The sequence below is a fragment of the Frankia sp. Hr75.2 genome, from assembly GCF_949319125.1.
Taxonomy (GTDB): domain Bacteria; phylum Actinomycetota; class Actinomycetes; order Frankiales; family Frankiaceae; genus Parafrankia; species Parafrankia soli.
In genome coordinates this window covers 1-24,284 of sequence record NZ_CASGGV010000345.1, presented here as the reverse complement: position 1 = coordinate 24,284, position 24,284 = coordinate 1, and the positions used below count along the sequence as shown (strand labels likewise).

At 70.0% G+C, this 24,284-nt stretch carries 20 protein-coding genes; 8 read left to right on the top strand and 12 right to left on the bottom strand.

Annotation, left to right across the window (positions count from 1 at the left end; translation table 11 throughout):
* Positions 1 to 351: 351 nt before the first annotated feature.
* A complete protein-coding gene (locus AC559T_RS34280; protein ID WP_498871334.1) occupies positions 352 to 2,367 on the top strand; it encodes a molybdopterin-containing oxidoreductase family protein in 2,016 nt (671 codons plus the stop codon).
* A gap of 188 nt (positions 2,368 to 2,555) precedes the next feature.
* Here the strand turns inward: AC559T_RS34280 and AC559T_RS34275 are convergent, their stop codons facing one another.
* The 5 genes from AC559T_RS34275 to AC559T_RS34255 form a co-directional block, all read right to left on the bottom strand.
* The gene (locus AC559T_RS34275; protein ID WP_020458241.1) at positions 2,556 to 3,131 is read right to left on the bottom strand and encodes a TetR/AcrR family transcriptional regulator; all 576 of its coding nucleotides are present in this window, start codon (positions 3,129 to 3,131) and stop codon (positions 2,556 to 2,558) included.
* Positions 3,132 to 3,307: 176 nt separating this feature from the next.
* Positions 3,308 to 3,751, bottom strand: coding sequence for a YdeI/OmpD-associated family protein (locus tag AC559T_RS34270; protein WP_160144294.1), 444 nt, complete (start codon positions 3,749 to 3,751; stop codon positions 3,308 to 3,310).
* A 319-nt stretch (positions 3,752 to 4,070) separates the two neighbouring features.
* Positions 4,071 to 4,616: a choice-of-anchor K domain-containing protein gene (locus tag AC559T_RS34265; RefSeq protein WP_498871333.1), complete on the bottom strand. Its 546-nt coding sequence runs from the start codon at positions 4,614 to 4,616 to the stop codon at positions 4,071 to 4,073.
* A 440-nt stretch (positions 4,617 to 5,056) separates the two neighbouring features.
* Positions 5,057 to 5,191: a hypothetical protein gene (locus tag AC559T_RS34260; protein WP_498871332.1), complete on the bottom strand. Its 135-nt coding sequence runs from the start codon at positions 5,189 to 5,191 to the stop codon at positions 5,057 to 5,059.
* Entirely contained in the window at positions 5,188 to 5,361 is a 174-nt protein-coding gene (locus tag AC559T_RS34255; RefSeq protein WP_498871331.1) for a hypothetical protein, read from the bottom strand. The genes AC559T_RS34260 and AC559T_RS34255 overlap by 4 nt, the downstream gene beginning before the upstream one ends.
* Before the next feature lie 472 nt (positions 5,362 to 5,833).
* On the opposite strand from AC559T_RS34255, the gene AC559T_RS34250 reads away from it, so the two are divergent.
* Positions 5,834 to 7,156, top strand: a complete 1,323-nt coding sequence (locus AC559T_RS34250) for a condensation domain-containing protein (protein WP_498871330.1) — start codon at positions 5,834 to 5,836, stop codon at positions 7,154 to 7,156.
* Positions 7,157 to 7,365: 209 nt separating this feature from the next.
* On the opposite strand, the gene AC559T_RS34245 is transcribed toward AC559T_RS34250, so the two are convergent.
* Positions 7,366 to 7,917, bottom strand: coding sequence for a DUF1003 domain-containing protein (locus AC559T_RS34245; RefSeq protein ID WP_498871329.1), 552 nt, complete (start codon positions 7,915 to 7,917; stop codon positions 7,366 to 7,368).
* Between the two features lie 279 nt (positions 7,918 to 8,196).
* On the opposite strand from AC559T_RS34245, the gene AC559T_RS34240 reads away from it, so the two are divergent.
* Positions 8,197 to 8,772: a TlpA family protein disulfide reductase gene (locus tag AC559T_RS34240; protein ID WP_498871328.1), complete on the top strand. Its 576-nt coding sequence runs from the start codon at positions 8,197 to 8,199 to the stop codon at positions 8,770 to 8,772.
* Positions 8,773 to 8,794: 22 nt separating this feature from the next.
* Here AC559T_RS34240 and AC559T_RS34235 read toward each other — a convergent pair whose 3' ends face one another.
* The 6 genes from AC559T_RS34235 to AC559T_RS34210 form a co-directional block, all read right to left on the bottom strand.
* Complete coding sequence (locus tag AC559T_RS34235) at positions 8,795 to 10,057, bottom strand: ABC transporter substrate-binding protein (RefSeq protein WP_498871327.1); 1,263 nt, start codon at positions 10,055 to 10,057, stop codon at positions 8,795 to 8,797.
* Between the two features lie 210 nt (positions 10,058 to 10,267).
* Positions 10,268 to 10,879 carry a TetR/AcrR family transcriptional regulator gene (locus tag AC559T_RS34230; RefSeq protein WP_071059920.1) on the bottom strand — a complete coding sequence of 204 codons (612 nt, stop codon included), beginning with the start codon at positions 10,877 to 10,879 and terminating at the stop codon, positions 10,268 to 10,270.
* Between the two features lie 60 nt (positions 10,880 to 10,939).
* Entirely contained in the window at positions 10,940 to 11,680 is a 741-nt protein-coding gene (locus AC559T_RS34225; protein WP_498871326.1) for an SDR family NAD(P)-dependent oxidoreductase, read from the bottom strand.
* Positions 11,677 to 12,963, bottom strand: coding sequence for a cytochrome P450 (locus tag AC559T_RS34220; protein WP_498871325.1), 1,287 nt, complete (start codon positions 12,961 to 12,963; stop codon positions 11,677 to 11,679). The genes AC559T_RS34225 and AC559T_RS34220 overlap by 4 nt, the downstream gene beginning before the upstream one ends.
* A gap of 220 nt (positions 12,964 to 13,183) precedes the next feature.
* On the bottom strand, positions 13,184 to 14,443 hold the full coding sequence (locus AC559T_RS34215) for a cytochrome P450 (RefSeq protein WP_498871324.1): 1,260 nt from the start codon (positions 14,441 to 14,443) through the stop codon (positions 13,184 to 13,186).
* A 143-nt stretch (positions 14,444 to 14,586) separates the two neighbouring features.
* Positions 14,587 to 17,280, bottom strand: coding sequence for an ATP-binding protein (locus tag AC559T_RS34210; protein ID WP_498871323.1), 2,694 nt, complete (start codon positions 17,278 to 17,280; stop codon positions 14,587 to 14,589).
* A gap of 320 nt (positions 17,281 to 17,600) precedes the next feature.
* On the opposite strand from AC559T_RS34210, the gene AC559T_RS34205 reads away from it, so the two are divergent.
* From AC559T_RS34205 to AC559T_RS34185, 5 genes are all read left to right on the top strand, one after another.
* Positions 17,601 to 17,690: a K+-transporting ATPase gene (locus tag AC559T_RS34205; RefSeq protein ID WP_041253647.1), complete on the top strand. Its 90-nt coding sequence runs from the start codon at positions 17,601 to 17,603 to the stop codon at positions 17,688 to 17,690.
* Positions 17,690 to 19,399, top strand: a complete 1,710-nt coding sequence (gene kdpA, locus AC559T_RS34200) for a potassium-transporting ATPase subunit KdpA (RefSeq protein ID WP_498871322.1) — start codon at positions 17,690 to 17,692, stop codon at positions 19,397 to 19,399. The genes AC559T_RS34205 and kdpA overlap by 1 nt, the downstream gene beginning before the upstream one ends.
* 3 nt (positions 19,400 to 19,402) lie before the next feature.
* A complete protein-coding gene (gene kdpB, locus AC559T_RS34195) occupies positions 19,403 to 21,664 on the top strand; it encodes a potassium-transporting ATPase subunit KdpB (protein ID WP_498871321.1) in 2,262 nt (753 codons plus the stop codon).
* A 3-nt stretch (positions 21,665 to 21,667) separates the two neighbouring features.
* Positions 21,668 to 22,576, top strand: a complete 909-nt coding sequence (locus tag AC559T_RS34190; RefSeq protein WP_498871320.1) for a potassium-transporting ATPase subunit C — start codon at positions 21,668 to 21,670, stop codon at positions 22,574 to 22,576.
* 171 nt (positions 22,577 to 22,747) lie between these two features.
* The gene (locus AC559T_RS34185; RefSeq protein ID WP_498871319.1) at positions 22,748 to 24,253 is read left to right on the top strand and encodes an MFS transporter; all 1,506 of its coding nucleotides are present in this window, start codon (positions 22,748 to 22,750) and stop codon (positions 24,251 to 24,253) included.
* The last annotated feature ends 31 nt before the right edge of the window (positions 24,254 to 24,284 follow it).

The following is a 24,284-nucleotide window of genomic DNA, read 5'->3' as shown; positions in this document are numbered from 1 at the left end:
AAGTCGCACTCAGGTTGGAAGTGTCACGTCGGCGTCCGGTCCCGGCGCGCCGACCTGGTGATCAAAAACTCTCGGCTCTTCCCAGTGGTGACGGCCGCGTCAGGCCGTGAGCCGCTCGGCCCACGAGGATCAATCGATGTTCAGACGGCCCCGCTCCGGGGTAACCCGGATGCCTCCCAGGTCTGAAGGCCGGAGCGTCCTCCGGAGGTTCCGGTGACGCCTGCCTAGGAGGCGCGCGTCTACTCGACAGGCTCGGGCGGATCTCGACCGATCTGCGTGTCTCGCTTACCGACCGATGTCGGCGATCGGTGGCTGAGTTGGTGAGCCGGCGCCAGGACCAGGAGGGTGACGATGACGGAGATATCGGTTACCGACACGAGGACGGTCCGCAGCTTCTGCCGGATCTGCACGTCCGTGTGCGGCATCCTCGTCGAGACGGCTGGCGACAAGGTAGTTCGGGTACGGGGCGACCGTGACCACCCACTGTCGCGGGGATACACCTGTCCGAAGGGCCGGTCACTCCCACAGATGCACCATCATCCGGATCGCATCGAGCGTCCGCTGATGAAGGTCGACGGGGAGCTGCGGCCGACGACGTGGGAGGAGTGCCTGGACGATCTCGGCACCCGGCTGCGAAACATCATCGAGCGGTACGGGCCCGAGTCGGTCGGTGTCTTTTTCGGGAGCGGCATCGGCATGGACGCCGCCGGTTACCGGATGGCGCAGGCCCTGCATGCCGCGATCGGCACGCCGGCGAAGTTCAGTCCCATGACCATCGACGGAACGGCCAAGGTGCTGACCGCGGATCTGGTGGGCGGTTCACCGGCTCTCAGCGGCCGGCCCGACTACGACAACGCCTCGTTCGTCCTCTTCGTCGGCAGCAACCCGGTGGTGTCCCACGGGCACACCGTCGCGATGCCGAACCCCACGGGCACCTTACGGGCGCTGCGGGAGCGGGCGGAGGTGTGGGTCATCGACCCCCGTCACACCGAGACCGCCCGCCTGGCCGGCCACCATCTCGCGCCGCGTCCCGGCACCGACTACGCGGTCCTCGCCTACCTTGTCCGTGAGATCCTCCGCGACGGCGCCGACCGCGAGGTGCTCTCCCGTCACACCCAGGGTGGCGAGATCCTGGCTGCCGCCGTTGAGTCGTTCACTCTGGAGCACGCCGCCCGAATCGCCGATGTCTCCGCCGACGAGCTGGCCGCGCTCCTCGCCGGCGTGCGACGAGCGGGGCGCGTCGCGATCGAAACCGGAACCGGCGTCACCATGGCGTCCAGCGCGAACGTCACGCAGTGGCTCGCCTGGTCACTAATGATCATCACTGGGTCGATGAACCAGCCCGGCGGCGCATGGTTCCACCCCGGCTTCAAAAACCAGCTGGAGACCTTCAAGCTGCCGATCTCGCCGCCCGAAGGCTCGTTCGGGCCGGGCCCGCGCAGCCGCCCGGAGACACAGTCCTTTCTCGGCGAGTGGCCCTGTGCCGTTCTGGCCGACGAGATCCGCGCGGGCAACATCCGGGCGGTCCTCAATCTCGGCGGCCATCTCGTCGCGGCCTTCCCCGACACCGAGACGCTGGTTCCCGCGCTGCGGGACCTGGAGCTGTTCGCCACCATCGAGATCATCGGCAACGAGACGACGGCCCTGTCCACCCACGTCCTGCCGACCAAGGACCAGCTGGAGCGGGCCGACGTGAGCCTGTGGGACTTCCTGATACAGCGCGTCGCCGTCCAGCACACCCCTGCCGTCGTCGAACCGGTCGGGGACCGGCGTTCCGTGTGGTGGGTGCTCGCGGAACTCGGACAGCGCCTCGGTTACCAGCTCGCCGACAGCAGATCCGGGCAGGTCACCGACGACACCCTGCTCGCCGAGATCACCGCCCACGCCCGGCGCCCGTTCGGTGAGGTCGTCTCCGAAGGCTGGGTCGAGGTACCCCGCGAGATTCCCGCGCCGTGGGTGGACGGGCACGTCGAGCGGATGGGGGGATGGCGCCTCGCCCCCCGGCTGCTCGTCGACCAGCTGGCCGCGCTCCAGCCGCCCGCCCCGCTCGTCCTCACACCACGACGCCAGAAGCGCCATCTGAACTCCCAGTTCGACTACCTCGGAGAACAGCCCGAGATCATCCTGCATCCCGACGACGCGACAGCGGCCGGCGTGGTCGACAGCCAGCCGGTGACCGTCCGCTCGACCAGCGGCGAGATCACCGGGATCGCGAAGGTCGACGGCACCATCCGCCGTGGAGCGGTCTCGATACCCCATGGCCACCAGTCGGCGAACGTCAACCGGCTGACGGACAGGAGCCAGGTCGACATCGTCACCGGCATGGTCCGCTACTGCGGCATCCCGGTGAGTGTCCACCCGGCATAGGAGGTCCGGGTGCGGCCTCGCGCTCGGGTGATGGAATTCGGACAGCGGCCGCACGAGTCCGGCCGCTGTCCGCCATGGGCGAGATGATCCCGCCAGGGGAAGGGTGGTGTTTTTCGCGCCGGCAAAGGCTGCCCACGCTCGGCGCGGCCATGCGAACCGCGGACGCCGATGTGCCCTCAGATGTGCCCTCAGACCTGGGTGCGGATGGCGCGTAGGCCCAGCATGCGGCGCGCCGTGTTCAACAGCTGGCGCCGAAGGACGTCCTTGTCGAGGTCGGCCAGCCGCGGATCCGTCGTCGCGGCCATCAGACCTCCGCTGACCATCACAGTGGTCACGAGCGCCTCGACATCCGGGTCCGGGCCGGCCAGGATCCGGTCCAGCCTGGCCACGAGATCCCGCAGAATCGGGTCCTCCCGGGTCAGGCGGCTCACGGCGGGATCAGCCCACACGACCGCGTTCAGCCGGCTGTTATTGATGATCATATCCACCACGCCCGTCAGCGCGGTGGACAACTGATCAGCCGGCCGGCGGCGGGCCTCGGCTGCCTCGGTCACCCTCCGCATCTCCTCGAGAGCCGGAGCGACCACCGCCCGGAGCAACTCCTCCTTGGCGTTGAACTGGAAGTAGACGGCCGCCTTGGTCACACCCAGCTCATCGGCGATCATCTGAATCGACGTACCGCTGACTCCGTTCCGGGCGAACAGTTCCAACGCAACGGCCAGCACTCGCTCCCGCGCCGCCCCCGCCCGCCGTTGAACTGTCACGAAACCGCCACGCCCCGCCAATCAGGTATCACGAGGCTGATGGTCAGCCCAACCAGTGAAAGCCTATCTTCCACCCGCCAAAGCCACACCGGCTCCGCGCCCTCGCGTGAACCGGAATACCGCTCAGAACATGCCATCCGCGCCCGCCCGGATCCGCTTCTCTGCCAGCGAGGCAATCAGGGCCTCGTCAGGCTGCCCATGGTGGGCGCGACCGGTGCGCGACGATTGCGCCACGTCCTCTGGACGGCTGTACCGAGGATCGTGAGGGCCGGCATGCTCACGGAATACCAGTTGACGCGGCCGTCCACCAGCAGTATTACGACACCGGCGAGGGTGCTGCCAACGAGCGAGAACCAGAGAGCACTGATCATCTCTCTGGCGATGCTGCGGTCCCGCTGTCGCTGCACCGATCGATGCAAAACACCCGTTGCCGCGTAGTTCGCCGTCCGTTCCGCTCTTCTCCGACGGCTGCGGTGAGTAGCGGCCGTCCCGACCCAACTCGCGTACAGCTGGCGCGTCTCGTCCGATTGCAGGGCCCACTGCTCCCGGGCTTCGGCGGTGGCGTCGAGCGCGTGGGCCAGCTCGGCCGGTAGGGCGACAGCCTGGCACGGGGTGGTCACGTCACCATTTTCACCCATTCACTCTCACGTGACCTTGCGAGAGACGGATTCGGTCGCGCGGAACGTCGACCGAACTGACGGCGTGCTCCGACGATGACTGCTCAGAGCGCGCCCTCGCTCAGGACATCCGCCGGGACCAGATTTCTGGGCAGCATTCGAAGAGATACCATGGATTTTCCCCCTGACTGCGCGCCTCTCCGAGACACGCCCCCCGCAGGCCCTTTGGCCCGGCCGGCGGATCATAGCCACCGGTGTCCCTCAAGGCCAGATCCGGTAGGTGTGTCCGTTGTCGGGTCCGACCGGGGGTCCGTGTCGCGGCTCAGGAGCCGGGCGGGCTTGTCCGTTCGAAGCGCGCGAAGATCCCGGCGCTGATGGAACCGCCCTCGGGGACGTCGAAGGTGGAGACTCGCCTTCTCCGTGACCCCTGTCCCAGCAGGAAACCGGTGATCGTCACCCGGTACTCGACGTCGTCGACGTACACCAGGTCGTTCTCGTGGACCTTCGGGAGCTGGACCACGTCGTTCGGGTGCGCGCCCTGGTTCGGTGTCTCCTCGTGGCGGAAACGCAGGGTGAAGTCGTGTTCCATCTCCTCGTCCTCGAAGTACACGTTGACCGTGAGGTACACCCAGAACTGCCAGTGGGTCGGTAGCTGGATTGTCTGGTTGTGGTGGGTGAGCCTGCCCAGCAGGAAGTCCGTGCCATCGAGGAGCGCATCGTTGGTGTAACCCTCGAAGTCATAGCCGCTCTTGCTGCCGCCGTCGAGGGGTTCGCCCCAGCGGACCTCGCTCTTGCTGTCACTCTCCTGGCTGAACGTCAGGCCCGGCAGATCGTCCACGCTGACGCGCGTCCAGGTGCCATTGGTCATGACTGTGCCCACAGTAGAACTACTCCGTTCCCCCGGCTGCACCGAACGAGTGCCCTGTCGTGCGGGGAGTCGAATTCGGGAGCGCATCCCTCCGCGCGACCACAAGAGCATTGCACAGAGGAAGGGGCCGGGTGCGGAGAATAGCAATAGTGCCAGGTGAACGGCATGGCTGGTGCTTTAAGTAGCGGCTGACCTGCTATTCGGTGTTGATCTGGCGGTCGAGGTCGTGGCCGGGTTCATGGCGATGTGGCGCGTGCTGCTGGAACGGTCATGCTTCGGCGCAGGCTGCTCGGTGCTGGCGGTGACGGTGTCCGCCGACTGACCGTCCCGACCCCTACAACCGAGGGGTTGTTCCCCCACGCCGGCCGAGGTGACACTCGACGTCCGGGCCGTATACGCCGGAGCCGTATCGAGAACGTCGGGTCCGGCCACTGCGAGTCCTACTGGGAACGTGAGTGCCGGGTGGAGGACCTGCTGCTGTTCCGGGACGTCGCCCGGTCGGAGGCGGGCGCGGCCACGTTGTACGCGGTCACCGACGACCAGCCCGCACGCAGCACCCGGTGGCGCGAGTTCATCGAGCTCCAGTCGCCTCGCGGACGGCGGCCCGGGAACCGCGCTGTACGACGACGCGGGCACGCTGCTCTCCCTCGACGGGCAGGCGGAACTGCTGTTCGCCGAGCACTACGGCCCCGTCGTCCACGCTCCCGATGCCCCGGTCGCCCACGTCGAGTACTGACCCGGTCACGCAGGCGCACCATCTTTCGTATAGCTGCCATGCCGGATTCTGTCGCGAGGAGGGATTCGCGCGGCTGAAATGCTGCGGCGGGCTTCTTCGAGATCATCCGCGCAGACGATCCCCGATCGCACCGGCGCTTCGTCGCTCGCGGCCGGGGTCGATCAATCATCAGACGTTATCGTGGCTAGGACAGTCATCCCGGCGTCCGTTCGCCTCACCGGCGCGTCGACCGCATCCGTGGACATGACCCCATCTGCGTCTTTGGAATAGTGCTGATCATCAAGGCTGGAACCACCGTGAAATAGCCTAACTTTTCACACTGCTTGATCATGGGCGCTGCTGGCGCGAAACGCCGACGGTGATCGGTCGTCGGCAGGTGCCTGGAGGAAAGCCACGTCACAAGTCCACTGTCGGATGATCGGAGAACCTGAACCCCCAACGCATATAACGTGTGCTGGCTACTTCGAGAAGGCGGGTGTCAGTGCAGGTCGATGTCCAGAGTCAGGGCGGTTCGCCGGGGCCTGTTCCCGACCGGTTCCTCACGTCGAGCGAACAGATCCTGGCCGCCTCCGATCGGCCAGATGCGCCGCTGACCTGCGGTTTTCTCGTGCAGTTCGAAGGCAAGCTGGATGCGGCGCGGCTTCGGTGCGCCGTGCGTGAGGCGAGTCGCCGGCATCCCATGATGCGGGCGGCCCTCTACGGCGCGCGCCAGTACGCGTGGCGGTTCGGCACCGAACCGCCGGCAGGCTCCGTCGGGCTGGTCGAAGACGGAAGTAGCGGCTGGGACGTCCATGAGATGATGGTGTCGGGCCGCTTCGACCTGCATGCCCATCCACCGCTGCGGATCGCGTTGGTCCGTGGACCGGACGGCGACCAGCTTTCCCTCGTCGCGCACCACCTCGCGGTCGACGGCATGGGTCTTACCGCGATTTTGTCCGACATCATTGCCGAGTACCGGCTGGTGGAAGCGGCCACGGTCACCGCGGGGCCTGTCGACACCCATGTCGGGCTGCCCGCCGGGGTGCCACCGGGCGCGAAGGCGGCCGCGGCCGGCTGGACCGCCTTCACCCGACGCTCCGGCCGGCACATCACGCCCATGGGGACCGGGCGGGACACCGGTTACGGCTATCAGCCGTTGACCCTGCCGGTGCCCGGCCGAGTGCTGCTCGGCTCCGGGCGGCGAATCACCGTGAATGATCTTCTGATGGCCGCGACCCACCTCACCATCGACCGGTGGAATCGTCAACGCGGCGGGGAATCCGGAACGCTGCGCATCAGGATGCCGATCAGTCTGGGAAACGCGGCCGAGGTGGGTGGCAACAACACCGGTCAGGCGTTGGTGGTCACCGAACCGGCGGACCGGGCGGATCTGGCGAGGCTGGCCGCCCGCGTCGTGGACCAGACGGAACGCGCGAAGCAGGCGGCGGCCGCCCCTCCCATCGCGGGTGTGGCGGGCAAGGTCGGTATGGTCGCGACCGAGTTGATTCCCGGCCCATGGCGAGTCCCGTTGCTGCGGTGGGGGGTGCGGGCGGCGCGCCCGCTCATCACGCCCGCTGCCGCCGTCAGTAACATCGGCTCGCTTTCCAGCCTGGGCTCCGACGAGCCGAAGATATCCTCGGTCTATTTCACCGGTACCGTCGGCATGCCCCAGGGGCTGCTTATCTGCGTGGCCGGTTACGGTAACAACGTCCACGTTACTTTCGGGTATCACCGGCACCTCTTCGGGCGCGAAGCCGCCTCGGCGTTCGCGAATCTTTTCCGGACGGCCTTCGGTGAGCTGACCCGCATCGGGTCGGCCATGTAAGACGAGAGCTGCACCGACCACGCGGCGGAATCTGCACCCCGCGGTGTGCGTGCGCGCGGGGCAGCTCTGGATCGGGGCGACGGAGGGCGGGTTCTGGCGTTGCGCCGACCTGGACGGGTCGGGGCCGAGCCCACTGGCATGGTGGCCGGCCTGGGGTGCCCAGCTGGTCCGCGTCGGCCTACGCGCGGCGATATGGCGTGGGTGGGGTCCTACCGACTCTGAGCCGGGGGTGTTACCTGACGCGAGGACGTCTCTCCGCGGCTGATCATGGCCTTGCTTTCGGCGATGACCTCCGCGGCGTGCCGCTCGATGGCCTCCGCGTCCAGTCCGAGCGCCTTGCCGATGTGCACCGACCACACCTCGGAGCGGAGGTTGGTCTCGAAGTCGAGATCAGCCCGGATGTCCTCCCGCGCGGCCTGCCGGTTCTGGCCGATCATCACGAACGTCGACAGGAAGATCGCTTCGAGGCTGACGATCATCGTGAGCAGGCCGAACGGGTAGGGGTCGAAGACGGCCGCGTCCCCGAACGCCCCCTTGTTCAGGAGGATCCAGATCATGAACCACGCGGCGTGCAGGTAGACGAAGGGCATTGACCCGGCGAATGCCGTGATCGCGTCCGAGACCCTGTCCTGGGACGTCCGTGCGCGAGCGGCCAGGGCCCGCTCGTTGCGGACCCGGGGATGTGGGCGCAGCCGAGGATGCGGCGGCTGCGGGAGGGCTGTGGGCCGGGGAACTGCGGGCTGGTCGGGAAGGGTGCTCACGCCCCAATCCTGCGCCTGCGGTGCCGCTGCCCTCGGCGTCTCATCTCCGAGGACTGTCCGGACGGCACGAACTCATCGGTGTGCGCCCTCGGCCGGGGTGCGCCTGTCCGACCTCGGTTCTCGCCGAGGTACCCGATCCAAGGTCCTATGGCCTGAATTCCGGAAGGCGGCCGCGGCGTCCATCCCTGGTGTCTAAGGTGCGAAGTGGAAGTTCTACGACTCGTAGTAGATGGGGCCTGGGGCGGAGACGTGGCGCACATCCTCGGGGACGAACTGACGATGCGTCGATGGGCATGGCGGCTGGTGCCGCCGGCGGTTGCGCTGGTGGCCGGCCTGGGAGCGAGCGGGTGCTCGATCGGTGCCGACGCGGCGGACGGCTCGGCGGAGGGCCGCTGGGCGGTGCGGTCGGCCGACGATCAGGACCTCACTCCACCAGGTGAGCGCAAGCCGTCGCCCGTGATGACCGGCCAGACGCTCACCGGCGAGAACCTGGAGCTGTCATCGCTGCGTGGCCGGATCGTCGTGGTCAACTTCTGGGCGTCCTGGTGCCCGCCGTGCCGGGCCGAGACACCGGCTCTGGTCATGCTTGCGGGGAGGTATCCGCAGGTCGCCTTCGTCGGCGTGAACGAGAAGGAGCCGGCCACCGTGGCACAGGGCTTCGTGCGCCACAACGAGGTCGCCTACCCCAACATCATCGACCGCGACGGCACACTGGTCGCGCGCTGGCCGGGGGTGCCCGGCCTGCCCACGACGTTCGTGCTCGACGCCAGGGGACGGATCGCCACCCGTGTCGTCGGCGGAGTGACCGCCGAGTCCCTGGGTGGTCTCCTCGATCGGCTGGCTGTCGAGAGGTAGCCGCGCCCCGGGTGTCCGGCGGTCAGAGCCTGTGCCTGGTGCCGCACCACTGCTGCCTGCCGTCGGGACCGGGAATGACCTCGTAGCCCGTTCCCGTCGCGTTCACCTCGGCGAAGGTCAGGCAGGTGGACGGACTTCCCCGGTTGGTGCTGAGGTCGAGGCCACCGGGCATGAGCCCGGCCGCATCGTAATCTGTGACAGACCGGAGCCTCGAGTGGAACCCGGCCCTGGTCGGGCATGGGCCCGCGACGGCCAGGCCGCGCAGCAGCATGTCTGCCGCCACGTAGGAGTTGAGGACCGTGACCTGGTCCGGATCCGAGGTCTGCGATGCGTATCGCAACATCGTCTCGCGGAAACGCGCCAGGTCGGGAGAGTCCGAATCCCAGGATATGTGGTCGAAGAACGCCGTCGCGCCGGCCAGTTCCACTCCCGCGTCGGCGAGAAGGCTCTTGTCGTATGCAACCGCGGACAGAACCACCTTGTAGGCGACGTGGGCCGCTCGGGACGCGCGCAGGATCTCGCGCAGGCCGTCGATCGGTGTCTGGACGACGAGAACGTCGGCCTGGCTCTCCGCGATCCTGGCGACCACCTGCTCGGAGGAGCTCTGGCCCACGGTGTAGGAGAGGCGCGCCACCGGCGTGACGCCCCGAGTGGTCATGCTCGAGATCACCTGGTCGCTGAGCGCCTCCGAGGACGCCGACAGGGACTGTTCCACCACGGCCACCCGGGTTCCCCCCTGGGCTCGGGCGAACTCGCCCAGGGTGGTCACGAAGCCGCCGGAGGAAAAGAGGTAGTCGGGTGCGAACATGTTGTCGAAGTCGTTCCACACCGCCTCGGCGGCGAGGCCGACGACCGGGACATCCGCACCCGCCAGGTAGCGGGCCGAGCCCGAGGCGGCCGTCGTGAGCTCGGCGACGGCGAAGACGCCGTCACGCTCCACGAGCCTGCGTGCGACGACCTCGTTCGTCGCAGGGTTACCTCCGTCGTCGACCCAGACGATCTTGATCATGCGGCCGTGCACGCCGCCGGCAGCGTTCGCCAGAGCGACGCGAGCCTCGAATCCACTGCGGGCGGCCATGAACACCGAGCTCAGCGGGCCGGTGTCGGGATAGATCAGACCGATTCGCACCTGACTGTCGGTGACTCCCGGCGTCGCACAGGGCGCGGAGGCGGCGTCCGGGGCGCGACCGGAGTCGCATCCGGCGCCCGCCAGCAGCAGGACCGCCGCCGTTGTCGCCGCGGCGGCGCGACGGTGCCGTCGGCGGACGGCAGACGGCCGGCTCACGTGCCTAAGATCTCTAACCGCACCGAGCGCGGCCGCCTCGAGACCTGGAACCCAGGCCTACCGCCAGAATGAGCATTACCTGCGGGACGCTGATCACAACCGAAAACGGTCGTGCCCGAAATTGTTCTACACCGCATAGTGCCAGTTCCTTTCTGAATCAACGGACTTGACTCAGACCAGGCCCGGCATCTGGCCCCCGCGGCGGACGAGCTATGTGTCGCTGTCGGTCCGCTCCGGCCCCTGCTCGACCAGGTCTTCGATCTGTCGTCTGATGAAATCGTCGACAACTTCGCCGTCAGACTCGACGCCCAGCTCCGCGTCGATCGCCATGATCTGGGTGATGCCGATCATGACCAGTCGGGCCACCAGCGGCGGGCAACGTTCCGGCGGGACGCCGAGGTCCGCCAGGGCGGCCGTGAATGCCGCGAGCTGCACCTCGCGGTAGCTCCGGTAGTACTCGGTGAGGACTACCCGGATCGCCTTGCGGTGGTTGGCCAGCGCCATGAACTCGAGATTGAACCTGGGCGTCGTCATGCCCGTGTCGCGTAGGTCCCACAGCTGCCGCAGCGTGGGCCGGCTCTGGAGCGCCGCTCGGAAGAGCTCCAGGCCGACGTCCGCGCGGCGGCGGAAGACCTCCAGAAAAAGATCGTCCATTGTGCGGAAGTAATAGTGCACCAGCTGGGGTGTGAGCCCGGCCCGGGCGCCGACGCGACGTGAGGTGACCGCGGCGTAGCCCTCCTCCAGCATCAGTTGCTCCGCCGCGTCGAGCAGCTGGTCGCGGGTGCTCGACGTAGCTGAACCAGCTTGGCGTTGGCTGACCATCTCCCTGTCATATCCCACCCGGGGCCGCTGGTCGCGAACCCGGCCTGTCGACATTTTGGATCAAATATACATTCCACCGTTCACGCCGATGACCTGACCGGTGATGTAGTCGGCCCCCTCGGAGCACAGGAACGAACAGGCCGCCGCGATGTCCTGGGGGGTGCCGGCACGGCCGAGCGGCACCATGGTCGCGACCACGTCGATGCCGGGGATGTCGCCGTTGGCTTCCCCCTGCCGGGCCATCGGAGTGTCGACGAGGGTCGGCGGGATGGTGTTGGCGGTGATGCCGTGGCCGGCGAGCTCGACAGCCAGGGATTTCGTGAGGGCGATGACGCCACCCTTGGACGCGGTGTAGTGCGCCAGGTTCGGCGCGCCGGACTGGGCGCTCGACGAGGAGATCGTGACGATACGGCCCCAGCCCGCGGCGATCATGTCGGGTACGGCGGCCTGCACGCAGCTGAACGTCCCGGTGAGATTGACGGCGATGATGTGGTTCCAGACGTCCGCGGTGATGCTGAGCAGCGGATTGAAGGACTCGATGCCGGCGCTCGTGACCAGGATCTCCACGGGCCCGAGCTGGGCGCGGACCTGCGCGAAGGCGGCATCGACGGATTCGCGGTCGGCGACGTCGGCCTCGACGGCCAACACTTTTCCGATGGCGGCGAGCTCGGTGGCCGCCGCCCGGGCCGCCCGGCCGTCGCGGTCCAGGACGGCGACGCGGTGGCCGTCGGCGAGGAACAGTCGGGCCACACCGAGACCGATACCGGACGCCCCGCCGGTGACGACGGCGACGCGGGTCATCGGGCCGACTCGACGGGGGTGAACTCCAGGTGCAGGTTGGTCAGGCCGCGCAGGATCCAGGTCGGTTCGTAGTCGAAGCGCCGTGCGTCCGGCGGGCCGTGGTGCTCCTCGGAGATCCGGATGTCCCTGGTCCGGTCGAGGATCCGCTCCAGGCTGATGCGACCCTCGACGCGGGCGAGGGGGCCGCCGGGGCAGGAGTGGATTCCGCGTCCGAAGGCGATGTGCTGGCGGACGTTGCGGCGGGAGATGCGGAACTCCGCCGGGCATTCGAACTGGCGCGGATCCCGATTGGCCGCGCCGTTGAGGAGCATGACCGGGGTGCCCGCCGGCACCTCGACGTCACCGATGGTCGTCGTCCGCCTGGCCAGGCGGAAGTCGGCTTTCACCGGGCTTTCGACCCGCAGCGTCTCCTCGATGAGGTCCGGGATGCGCTCGCGGTGCTCCCGGATCTCCTCCTGGAGGCCCGGGTTCTCCGCGATGAACTTCAGCGCGGCGCCGAGCAGGCGCGCCGTCGTCTCCTGCCCGGCGGCGAACAGGAAGGTGGCCGCCCGCACCACGGAGATCACCTCGGGCGTCGTCCCGTCCGGGTAGGTTGCCGCCGCCATCTGGGTCAGCACGTCGTTGCGCGGCTCGTGCCGCCTGCTCTCGATGTAGCGGGCGAACCAGGCGTCGAGCCAGCCGAGCGCGTTCAGCTCGCCGTCGGTCTGTTCGCCGGCGCCGATCTGGCCGGGGCTGACGGTCAGCCCGAATCCCTCGCGGAACCGCTGGTGGTCGGACTCCGGAACGCCCAGGACGTCGGCCACCGCCAGCATGGAGAAGGGCTGTGCGTACGCCCGGATGAACTCGCACCGGCCGTCCGCGATGAACTCGTCGAGCTGCTGGTCGGCCAGACGCCAGATGAACGCCTTGTTCTCCTGGAGACGTTTCGGGGTGAGCATGCGCATGACCAGTGCCCGCTCGCGGGTGTGCATGGGGGGGTCCATCGTGACCATGTGCTCGTTCATCGGCAGCTGGTCGCGGTGGCGGTCGATGATGGCCCCGACCTCGTCGCCCTCCAACGGGACCGGGAATGTCGCGAACGGGCCCACGACCGAGTTGCACGACGAGAACGTTTCGACGTCGCGGTAAACTTCGTGCGCCTCGTCGTAACCGGTGACCGCCACCACTCCGAGATGCGGTAAAGGCAGCACCGGGCACACCGAGCGCAGCTCGTCGAAATAGGGGTACGGGTTCTCGGCGAGTGACTCGTCATTGAAGAAGTCGGTCGTCGTCCAGTCGGTCAACCTGCGTCCCTTCCAAAGGGTGGGAGCGGACGGCACACGGCGTATTTGGCAGTCGCTCAAACGTCTTGGGCAGATGTCTAACACACGCCGGTCGGCGGCGGCAAGTGTGTATCCGTGGAAGGCTCGGCCCAGCGCTGAAGTCGCAGGTCCGACGGAATGCCGGATCGGGCGTTCACCTGGGGCGAGTCGGTGCCGAGGAGAGCGCCGCGGCGGCCCGCGATCAGCGGGGGCGGACGTCCAGGGGCAGGCTGTTGACGCTGACCATCGCCCACGGGTCGCGGTGCTCGACGGGGACGTCGGCGGCGACCGCGATGTCGGGGTACCGGTCGAGCAGGATGCCCAGCGCCGTCCTCGCCTCCAGTCTCGCCAGCGGGGCGCCGAGACAGAAGTGGATGCCCTGCCCGAAGGCGATGTGCGGGTTCGGCGCGCGGCGCGGGTCGAACCGGTCGGGCTCGGCGAAGACCCGCTCGTCGCGGTTCGCCGCCGTGAGCCAGACCGTCACCACCGCGCCGGCCGGGATGACCTCATCACCCACCCGGGTGTCGGCGACGGCCCGCCGCACCAGCCGCGGGAACGGGGTCCGCAGCCGCAGGACCTCCTCGATCGTCGCCGGCAGCAGCTCCGGCTCGGCACGCAGCTCGGCCGCCGCGCCGGGATGCTCGTCCAGGGCCAGGACGGCGTTGCCGAGGGTCGCCGTGGTCGTGATGTGCCCGGCCAGCAGCAGCAGGCCCACGAAACCGACGATCTCCTCGTCGGCCAGCCGCTGGCCGTCGACCTCGACCTGGACCAGGCGGCCGGTGAGATCGTCGCCCGGGTGGGCGCGGCAGGCCCGGATACGGTCCAGCAGGTAGGCGTTCATCTCGCGCAGCACGGGCACGGCGGCTCGGGTGCTCGCCGCGGCGAGCTCGGTCAACGGCTGTTCCGGGTCCGCGACCTCCCGGTCGAACAGGGCGTCGGCCCAGCGCCGGAACATCGGGCGGTCGGCGGCGGGGAGGCCGAGCAGTTCGGCGATCACGATGACCGGCAGCGGGTAGGCGAGATCGTCGATCAGTTCGAGGCGGGTCCGCCCGCCGGTCGCGTCGAGCAGCTCGGTGGTCACCTCGGCGATGCGCGGGGCCAGCCCGGCGACCGTTCTCGGGGTGAACGCCCGGCTGGCCAGGCCGCGCAGCCGGTGATGCTCGGGCGGGTCGAGCCGGACGAAGTTGCCTCGTTGGAACAGCTCCACGTCCTCCTGAAAGCTGCCCTCCCGCAGGTCGTACTCCGGCATGTCCTCCTGCCGCGGCAGCAGGCCGCGCAGGTCCGAGGAGAACGAGTGGTGGTCCGCGAGGACGGCGCCCGCCTCGGGATGGCCGAGCACGTGCCAGCACCGCTGCCGGTCGTCGCGGTGGACCTGGCCGCGCCGGCGCAGCTCGTCGAGCCAGCGCAGCAGATCGGGCAGCGAGCGGCGCGCCGCGTTCGGCCGTGTCGTCAGCTGGGACACGCCTTTGCGGTTCCCGGGCGGCCCGCTCCGCACACCTCGGACGGCCGGTTGGTGGCCAGCGACCTGTGGGCTCCGCTCGGGGCCGCCGGTCCCGCCATCGGCGCGATCATCGCCGCGGTGCTCCACGGCGTGCCGCGCCCGCCTCACCCGGCCCGGTCGTCCGCGGCCGGGCCGGTGGGGACGTCCAGCGGTGCGGTGATCGGGTTGGTCACGGCGGTCGGGTTGGGTGCGGCCGGCAGCGACAGCACCATGGTGAGCCCGCCGCCGGGCGTCTCGTCGGGGGTGAGGGCGCCGCCCATGGCCTCGGCCAGGCCGCGGGAGAGCGCGAGGCCGAGGCCGACCCCGGTGGTGTTGTCCCGGTCGCCGAGGCGCTGGAACGGCTGGAAGACGTTGTCGCGCTGGCGCACCGGGATGCCGGGCCCGCTGTCGACGACGCGCAGCTCGACGCGGTCCCCGAGCGCGCTGGCGGTGATCACCGGCGGGGTGTCGGCGGGGGCGTACCGCAGTGCGTTGGTGACGAGGTTGACGATGACCCGCTCGAGCAGCACCGGGTCGGCCCGGACGTCCGGCAGGTCGTCGGGGACCCGCACGCCGATCCGGTTCGCGGCCGGGCCGATCTCGTCGAGCGCCGGGGGGACGATGTCGTCGAGTCCGACGGCGCGGGGGAAGACGCTCAGGGCACCGGCCTGCAGGCGGGACATGTCGAGCAGGTTCTCGACCAGGCGGGTCAGCTTGTCGAGGGACTCGTCGGCGGTGGCGAGCAGCTCGGCCTCCTCGTCGTCGGTGAGGGTGATGTCGTACCCGCGCAGGCAGCTGACCGCGGCCTTCGCCGCGGCCAGCGGGGTCCGCAGGTCGTGGCTGACGGCGGTGAGCAGCGCGGTGCGGACCTTGTCCGCCGCCGCGATCGGTGCGGCCTCGGCCGCCGCCTCGCGCAGCCGGTGCTGGTCGAGGGCGACGGCGGCCTGGGCGGCGAAGGCGGTGAGGATCCGCCGGTCGGCGGCGGGCAGCGACCGCCCGGTCAGCACCAGCCGCAGATCGTCCCGTACCGGTATGTCGACGATCTCACTGCCGTCGCCGTCGCCCGCCTGGGAGGCCCCCGGCCCGGCGCCGCTCGCGCTGTCGGAACCTGTGCCGGCGATGGTCGCGACCGGGCTCCATCCCCCGCCGACCTGGTCGTCGTCGGTGCGCTCGAGCAACGTCACCGAGGTCATCCCGAACGTCTCCCGGGCCCGGGCGAGCAGGGCGGGCAGCGCGTCCTCGCCGCGCAGGACACTGCCGGCCAGCACGGAGAGGGTCGCGGCCTCGGCGGAGGCACGCACGGCCTGCTCGTAGCGGCGGGCGGAGGTGGACACCACCCGGCTGACCAGGCTGGCGACGAGCACGAACCCGAGCAGCGCCAGCACGTTGTCGCCGTCGGCGATGGTCCATTCGGTCACCGGCGCGGTGAAGTAGTAGTTGAGCAGCAGCGAGCTCGCGACGGCGCAGAGCAGCGCGGGCCCGAACCCGCCGACCAGCGCCACCGTGACCACGATCAGCAGGTAGGCGAGCATCTCCGTGGTCAGGTTGAACGTGCCGCGGCTCGCGGCGAGCCCGGCGGTGAGCGCCGGGACGAGCGCCAGCGTGAGCCCCGCGGCGATGATCCGCCGGCGGGGTTCCAGGGCCGTCCGACCGCGGGGGAGCCGCCAGCCGGGCCAGCCAGGCCGGGCGGGCCGGTGCGCCGCCGCGTCCGCACCGCCCGCCGGGGCCGGCCGGTGCCCCCACGCCTCGGAGTGGGTGACCATGTGGACGTCGATGGAACCGGACCTGGTCGTCGTGGTCGCGCCGATACCCGGGCTGAGGATGCGGGCGAGGCGGCCGCGGCGGCTGGCGCCGAGCACCAGTTGGGTGGCGTTCTCGGCCCGGGCGAACTCGAGCAGCGCGGTGGGGACGTCGTCGCCGATCACCTGGTGGTAACTGCCGCCGAGGCTCTCGACCAGCGCCCGCTGGCGGGCCAGCGCGGACGGGTCGGCGCCGGTGAGGCCGTCGGAGCGGGCGACGTGCACCGCGAGCAGGTCGGCGCCCTTGCCCCGGGCGGCGATCCGGCAGGCCCGGCGGATCAGCGTGTCGCCCTCCGGGCCGCCGGTGAGGGCGACCACGACGCGCTCGCGGGTCTCCCACGTCCCGCCGATGCCGTGGTCGGCGCGGTAGCGGTCGAGCTGGTCGTCGACCTTGCCGGCCAGCCAGAGCAGGGCGAGCTCGCGCAGCGCGGTGAGGTTGCCGACGCGGAAGTAGTTGGCCAGCGCCGCGTCCACCTTCTCGGGCCCGTAGACGTTGCCGTGCGCCATCCGGCGGCGCAGCGCCTCCGGGGCCATGTCGACGAGCTCGACCTGGTCGGCGCGGCGGACGACGTCGTCGGGCACGGTCTCGCGCTGCGGGACGCCGGTGATGGTCCCGACGACGTCGTTGAGCGACTCCAGGTGCTGGACGTTGACGGTGGAGATGACGTCGATGCCGGCGGCGAGCAGCTCCTGGACGTCGTGCCACCGCTTGGCGTGGCGGCTGCCCGGGACGTTGGTGTGTGCCAGCTCGTCGACGAAGGCGACCTCGGGGCGTCGGGCGAGGACGGCGTCGAGGTCCATCTCGGTGAACGAGCCGCCCCGGTAGGTCAGCGTCCGGCGGGGGACGATCTCCAGGTCGTGGAGCATCGCGGCCGTGCGCGGGCGGCCGTGCGTCTCGACGAAGCCGATGACGACGTCGGTGCCCCGTTCGGAGCGGCGGTGGGCCTCGTCGAGCGCGGCATAGGTCTTGCCGACGCCCGGCGCGGCGCCCAGGTAGATCCGCAGGGTTCCTCGTGGCACCCACCCATGGTGCGGCCGGCGCGGGGGTCGGCGAAAGGCTCCGGCGCGGCCCCGCCCGGCGTTTCTCATGATCGCCGTTACTGTCCTGTTAGAAAGCGCCGCGTAGCCGTTAGAAACCTGTGAGAGATCGTCAATCTGACCATTGGTCACGCTTTACTGACGTCGCTCGCCCCGCGCCACGAGTTCTGGACGCCAGTGACAGGAGGGACGGCGGGGCCGTCGATGCTCTGAGGAGGAACCGTGCTCGACGTCGTGTACGTCGCGCTGACAGTCGCCTGTTTCGCGCTGTTGGCGCTTGTTCTGCGGGGGGTTGAGCGGCTGTGACCGCGGAGAACGTCGCCGGTTTGGTGCTGGCGATCGTCCTGGGAGTTCTCATGGTCGCGGCCCTGCTGTTCCCGGAGCGCTTCTAGTGTCCATGACGGTGGCCGGAATACTGGTGGCGCTGCTGCTGGTCGGCGCCCTCGCCATGACTTATCGGCCGTTCGGCGACTACATGTTCCGGGTGTACACCAGCGAGAAGCACCTTCCTGTCGAGCGGGCGATATACCGGCTGACGGGGGTGAATCCGAACGCGGGCCAGCGGTGGACGGTGTACGCCCGCAGCGTTCTTGCGTTCTCCGCCGTGTCCGTGCTGTTCCTGTACCTGTTGCAGCGGGTCCAGGACCATCTGCCCTGGGATCTGGGCTTCTCCGGGGTGTCACCCGCGCTGGCCTGGAACACCGCCGTGAGCTTCACGACGAACACGAACTGGCAGGCGTACTCGGGTGAGTCGACGATGTCGCACTTCACCCAGATGGCCGGCCTGGCGGTGCAGAACTTCGCCTCGGCCGCGGTCGGCATCTCGGTGGCGATCGCCGTCGTGCGCGGTTTCGCGCGCCGGCGCGCGCCGGTCGCGGCGGGTCCGGGCAGCATGGATGGTGTTGTGGGCACCGGCGACGAGATCGGTAACTTCTGGGTCGATCTGACGCGGACGATCGTGCGGGTCCTGCTGCCGATCTGCGTCCTCGGCGCGATCGTGCTGATCGCCGGTGGGGCGATCCAGAACCTGCACGGCAACCACGTGGTGACGACCGTGGCCGGCGGCCGGCAGGCGATCACCGGGGGGCCGGTGGCCAGCCAGGAGGTCATCAAGGAGCTCGGTACCAACGGCGGCGGCTTCTACAACGTCAACTCCGCGCATCCGTTCGAGAACCCGGCGGCGTGGACGAACCTGTTCGAGATCTACCTCCTGCTCATGATCGCCTTCTCGCTGCCGCGCACCTTCGGCCGGCTGGTCGGGGACAGGCGCCAGGGCCTGGCGATCGTCGCGGCGATGGCGCTGATCGCGCTGGGCAGCCTCACGGTGAACATGGCCTTCCAGGTCGCGCACCACGGCACTGTTCCCGAGGCCGTCGGCGCGGCCACCGAGGGGACGGACGCCCGGTTCGGCGTCGCGAACTCGGCGCTGTTCGCCACCGCCACGACCCTGACATCGTCCGGCGCGGTGAACTCGTTCCACGATTCCTACACGAGCCTCGGAGGCGCGACCCTGCTGTTCAACATGATGCTGGGCGAGGTGGCGCCGGGCGGTGTCGGATCGGGCCTGTACGGAATGCTGGTCCTGGCCGTCGTGACGGTTTTCGTCGCCGGGCTGATGATCGGGCGGACCCCGGAGTACGTCGGGAAGAAGATCGGCGCGCGGGAGATGAAGTTCGCGTCGCTGTACTTCCTGACCACGCCGATCATCGTGCTGCTCGGCACCGGGGTCGCGATGGCGCTGCCCGGCCAGCGGGCGGGCATGCTCAACTCCGGCGCGCACGGCCTGTCCGAGGTTCTCTACGCGTTCACCTCCGCGGGGAACAACAACGGGTCGGCGTTCGCCGGGATCACGGTGAACACCACCTGGTACAACACCGCGCTCGGGCTGGCGATGATGTTCGGCCGGTTCCTCCCGATGATTTTCGTGCTCGGCCTGGCGGGCTCGCTGGCCCGGCAGGCGCCGGTACCCGTCACCGCCGGAACGCTGCCGACGCACCGGCCCCAGTTCGTCGGGATGCTCACCGGCGTCACGTTGATCATCGTGGCGCTCACCTTCTTTCCCGCGCTGGCTCTCGGGCCCTTCGCGGAAGGGATTCACTGACCGATGAGTACCACCACCATCGCCGCGCACCAGGACAGCGCCAGCGCCGTCGGCCGGGAAACGCCGCCGGACCAGCCGCGGCGGGTCGGGGGCGGCCTGCTCGACCCGAAGCAGCTCTGGACGTCCCTGCCCAGCGCGGTGCGCAAGCTCGACCCGCGGACCCTGTGGCACAACCCGGTCATGCTGATCGTCGAGATCGGCGCCGCCTTCACCACCGTCCTCGCGATCACCGACCCGTCGGCGTTCGGCTGGCTGATCACCGTGTGGCTGTGGCTCACCGTGATCTTCGCGAACCTCGCCGAGGCCGTCGCGGAGGGGCGCGGCAAGGCGCAGGCCGCCGCCCTGCGCCGGGCCAAGACCGACACCGTCGCCCGCCGGCTCGTCGGCTGGCAGATCGGGCAGGCCGTCGAGGCCGCGGCCGTGGAGAACGTTCCCGCGCCGCGGCTCGCCCAGCACGACCTGGTCGTCGTGGAGGCGGGGGAGTTCATCCCCGGGGACGGTGACATCGTCGAGGGCATCGCCAGCGTCGACGAGTCGGCGATCACGGGCGAGTCGGCGCCGGTGATCCGGGAGTCCGGTGGTGACCGGTCCTCGGTCACCGGCGGAACGAGGGTGCTCTCCGACCGGATCGTCGTGCGGATCACCCAGAAGCCCGGGGAGAGCTTCATCGACCGGATGATCGCCCTGGTCGAGGGCGCGAACCGGCGGAAGACGCCGAACGAGATCGCGCTCAACATCCTGCTGGCCGCGTTGACCGTCATCTTCCTGTTGGCCGTCGCCACGTTGCAGCCGCTGGCGATCTACTCGAAGGCGCAGCAGCCGGCGCTGCCGGACAGCTCCACCCTGACCGGTGACGGGATCACCGGGATCGTGCTCGCGTCCCTGCTGGTCTGCCTGATCCCGACCACGATCGGTGCGCTGCTCTCCGCGATCGGCATCGCCGGGATGGACCGGCTCGTCCAGCGCAACGTGCTCGCGATGAGCGGCCGGGCGGTGGAGGCCGCCGGCGACGTCAACACCCTGCTGCTCGACAAGACCGGCACCATCACCCTGGGGAACCGGCAGGCCAGCGCGTTCCTCGCCGTCGGCGGCGTGAGTGAGGCCGAGCTCGCGGACGCCGCCCAGCTCTCCTCGCTCGCCGACGAGACCCCCGAGGGCCGTTCGGTCGTCGTGTTCGCCAAGGAGCACCACGGCCTGCGCGAACGCACCCCGGGCGAGCTGCGGCACGCGACGTTCGTGCACTTCACCGCCCAGACCAGGATGTCCGGCGTCGACCTGGCGCCCGAGCCCACCGGCCCGAGCACGCCCACCGGCCCGGGCGCGCCCGGCGCCCCCGGGACGTCCAGCGCCGTCGGCGCCCGGCGGGTTCGCAAGGGGGCGGCGAGCGCGGTCACCCGGTGGGTGCGGGAGAACGGCGGCCAGGTGCCGGCCCAGGTCGGGGAGATCGTGGACGGCATCTCCGCCTCGGGTGGTACCCCCCTCGTCGTCGGCGAGATCACCGACGGCCCGTCCGGCCCGGCCGCGCGGGTGCTCGGCGTCATCCAGCTCAAGGACGTCGTGAAGTCCGGCATGCGGGAGCGCTTCGACGCCATGCGCCGGATGGGTATCCGCACCGTGATGATCACCGGGGACAACCCGCTCACCGCGAAGGCGATCGCCGACGAGGCGGGTGTCGACGACTTCCTCGCCGAGGCGACTCCGGAGGACAAACTCGCGCTGATCCGCAGGGAGCAGGCGGGCGGCAAGCTCGTCGCGATGACCGGCGACGGCACCAACGACGCGCCCGCGCTCGCGCAGGCCGACGTCGGGGTGGCCATGAACACCGGCACGTCGGCCGCGAAGGAGGCCGGCAACATGGTCGACCTCGACAGCAACCCGACGAAGCTCATCGAGATCGTCGAGATCGGCAAGCAGCTGCTCATCACCCGCGGGGCGCTGACGACCTTCTCCATCGCCAACGACGTCGCCAAGTACTTCGCGATCATCCCGGCGATGTTCGCCGGCGTCTACACCGGCCTGGACAGGCTCAACGTCATGCGGCTGGCCAGCCCCGAGTCGGCGATCCTCTCCGCGGTCATCTTCAACGCCCTCGTCATCGTCGCGCTGATCCCGCTCGCGCTGCGCGGTGTGCGCTACACCCCCGCCAGCGCGTCGAAGCTGCTCAGCCGCAACCTCTACGTCTACGGCCTCGGCGGGATCGTCGTCCCGTTCGCCGGTATCAAGGTCATCGATCTTCTCGTCCAGTTCATCCCGGGAGTGGGCTGAACCATGTCGACTCGGCTTCCGTCCTGGCTGCGCCAGCACCTCGCGGCGCTGCGCGCCCTGCTCGTCCTCACCGTGATCCTCGGGCTCGCGTACCCGCTCGCGATTCTCGCCATCGCCCAGATCCCCGGCCTCAAAGACCGGGCGGACGGCTCGATCGTCACCAACGCGGCAGGCCAGCGCGTCGGCTCGGCGCTGATCGGCCAGTCGTTCACCGACAGCGACGGCAACGCGCTGCCCGCGTACTTCCAGAGCCGGCCGTCCGCCGCGGGTGACGGCTACGACCCGACCGCCACGTCGGCGTCCAACCTCGGGCCCGAGGATGTCGTCGACACCCCCGACGACCTGGCCACCCCCGAGGACGAGAGCCGGCAGAGCCTGCTCACCCAGGTCTGCGAACGCAGCCTGGCGATCGGTGAGCGGGAGGGGGTCGACGGCGGCCGGAAGTACTGCACCGCCTCCGGCGTCGGGGCCGTCCTCGCCGTCTACCACGCCGGCCCCGGTCCCGCCGGCCCGATCATCCGGGTGGTGAGCGCCAACGAGCCCTGCCCCACCACCCCGTTCCTCGCCACCTACCGGGGAGTCGCGGTCGCCTGCCGCGCCCCCGGCGACGACATCGCCGCGGGTGAGCGGGTCCTCGTCCGCGGCGACGCTCCCGAGACCCCGCCCGTGCCCGCCGACGCGGTGACCGCCAGCGGCAGCGGCCTCGACCCCGGCATCAGTCCGGCCTACGCCGAGCTGCAGATCCCGCGGGTCGCCCGCGAGCGTGGCCTGCCCGCCGGCAAGGTCCGTGACCTCGTCGACGAGAACACCACCGGCCGGGCCCTGGGCTTCATCGGCGAGCGCAGCGTCGACGTCCTCGATCTGAACCTCGATCTCGACGCGCTCGCGCCGGCCGCCGCCGCCCGCAGCTGACGGAACGGTTCGCCGCGCCGGGTCCCCGGTTGCGCAGGATCCCCGGTTGCGGTGGGTCCTCCCTTGCGCTGAGTCCGCCGTCACATGCTGGTCCGCGTCCTTGAACCGGAAGGATTTCCTCCGCTTGTGTTAGCTTAACCGGAAGAGATCCTTCCGTTAATGACCTAGGTCGTGCGGCCGGTCGCAGCGGCGCAGGGCCAGGCCGACGCGACCCACGAAGGGCCGAACATGACCGATCTGTCCACGCAGACGAAGCCACGCTCGGCGCAGGCCCGCGCCCGCACCTCACCGGGGCGGGGGCGGGCCGAGCTCGTCGTCGTCGGATTCGGCGCGCTCGTGGTGTCCATGTCGCAGTCCCTGCTCGTGCCGGTGCTGCCGACGCTGCCCGCCGAGCTGAACGCCTCGGCCAGCGAGGTCGAGTGGCTGCTGACCTCGACGCTGCTCGTCGCCGCCATCGCGGTGCCGGTGTTCGGCCGGCTGGGTGACATGTTCGGCAAGCGCCGGCTGCTGCTGGTCGCCCTCGCCATGCTCGTCGTCGGCTCGCTGCTCGCCGCCCTGACCGACAACATCGCGCTGCTGATCGTCGGCCGTTCGATGCAGGGCGTGTCGACGGCGGTCATCCCGCTCGGGATCAGCCTGCTCAGCGCGTTGCTGCCGCGCGAGCGTGCCGGTTCGGCCATCGCCCTGATCAGCGCGATGCTCGGGGTGGGAGCCGCGGTGAGCCTGCCGATGGCCGGCCTGCTCGCCGACCACTTCGACTTCCACATCCTGTTCTGGATCACCTTCGCCGGCGGCGCCGTCGCGCTCGCCGGCGTGTTCGCGATCGTGCCCGAGGCGCCCAACCGCCGCGGCGGCCGGATCGACTTCGTGGGGGCCGTGCTGCTGAGCGCGGCGCTGGTGGCGCTGCTGCTCCCGCTCGCCGAGTCCGCCAACTGGGGCTGGGGCTCCGCCCGGGTGATCGGCCTGCTCGCGCTGGCCGTCGTGCTGCTGGTGGCGCTGGGGCTGGCCGAGCTGCGCATCCGCGAGCCGCTGGTGGACATGCGGACCCTGCGCCGGCGCCCGCTCGTCCTGACGAACCTCGCCTCGCTGCTGTTCGGCTTCGCGCTGTTCGCGCTGCTGATCGGGACGTCGTCCTACGTGCAGGCACCCGAGACGAGCGGGTACGGCTTCGGCTCCTCCATGGTCGTCGGCGGCCTCGTCCTGCTGCCCGGCGCCCTGGGGATGCTGTTCCTCGCCCCGGTCTCCGCGCGGCTGGTGGCGATGCGCGGCGCCGGACAGACCCTCGCCCTGGGCGCGGTCATCGTCGCCGTCGGATGGCTGGCGCGGATCACCTTCACCGGGTCCATGCCGGAGATCATCGCGGGTACGACGGTGGTCGGCATCGGGACGGGCATCGGCTACGCGGCGATGCCGTCACTGATCAACGCGCACACCCCGCCGGAGGAGATCGCCGCGGCCAACGGCCTGAACACGCTGTTCCGGGCGATCGGCAGCTCGCTGGCCAGCGCCATCGGCGGGAGCATCCTGGTGGCGGAGACGATGACCGTCGGCGCGGCCGAGCTGCCCTCCCTCACCGGCTACCGGGAGCTGTTCGGCCTGTGCGCCGGGGCAGCGGTGGCGGCGGCGGTCGCCGCGCTGGCGATCCCGCGCCACCGGGCGGCCACGCCCGCCAGCTGAGATCCGTCCCGAACGGAAGCGGGGGGGGCGG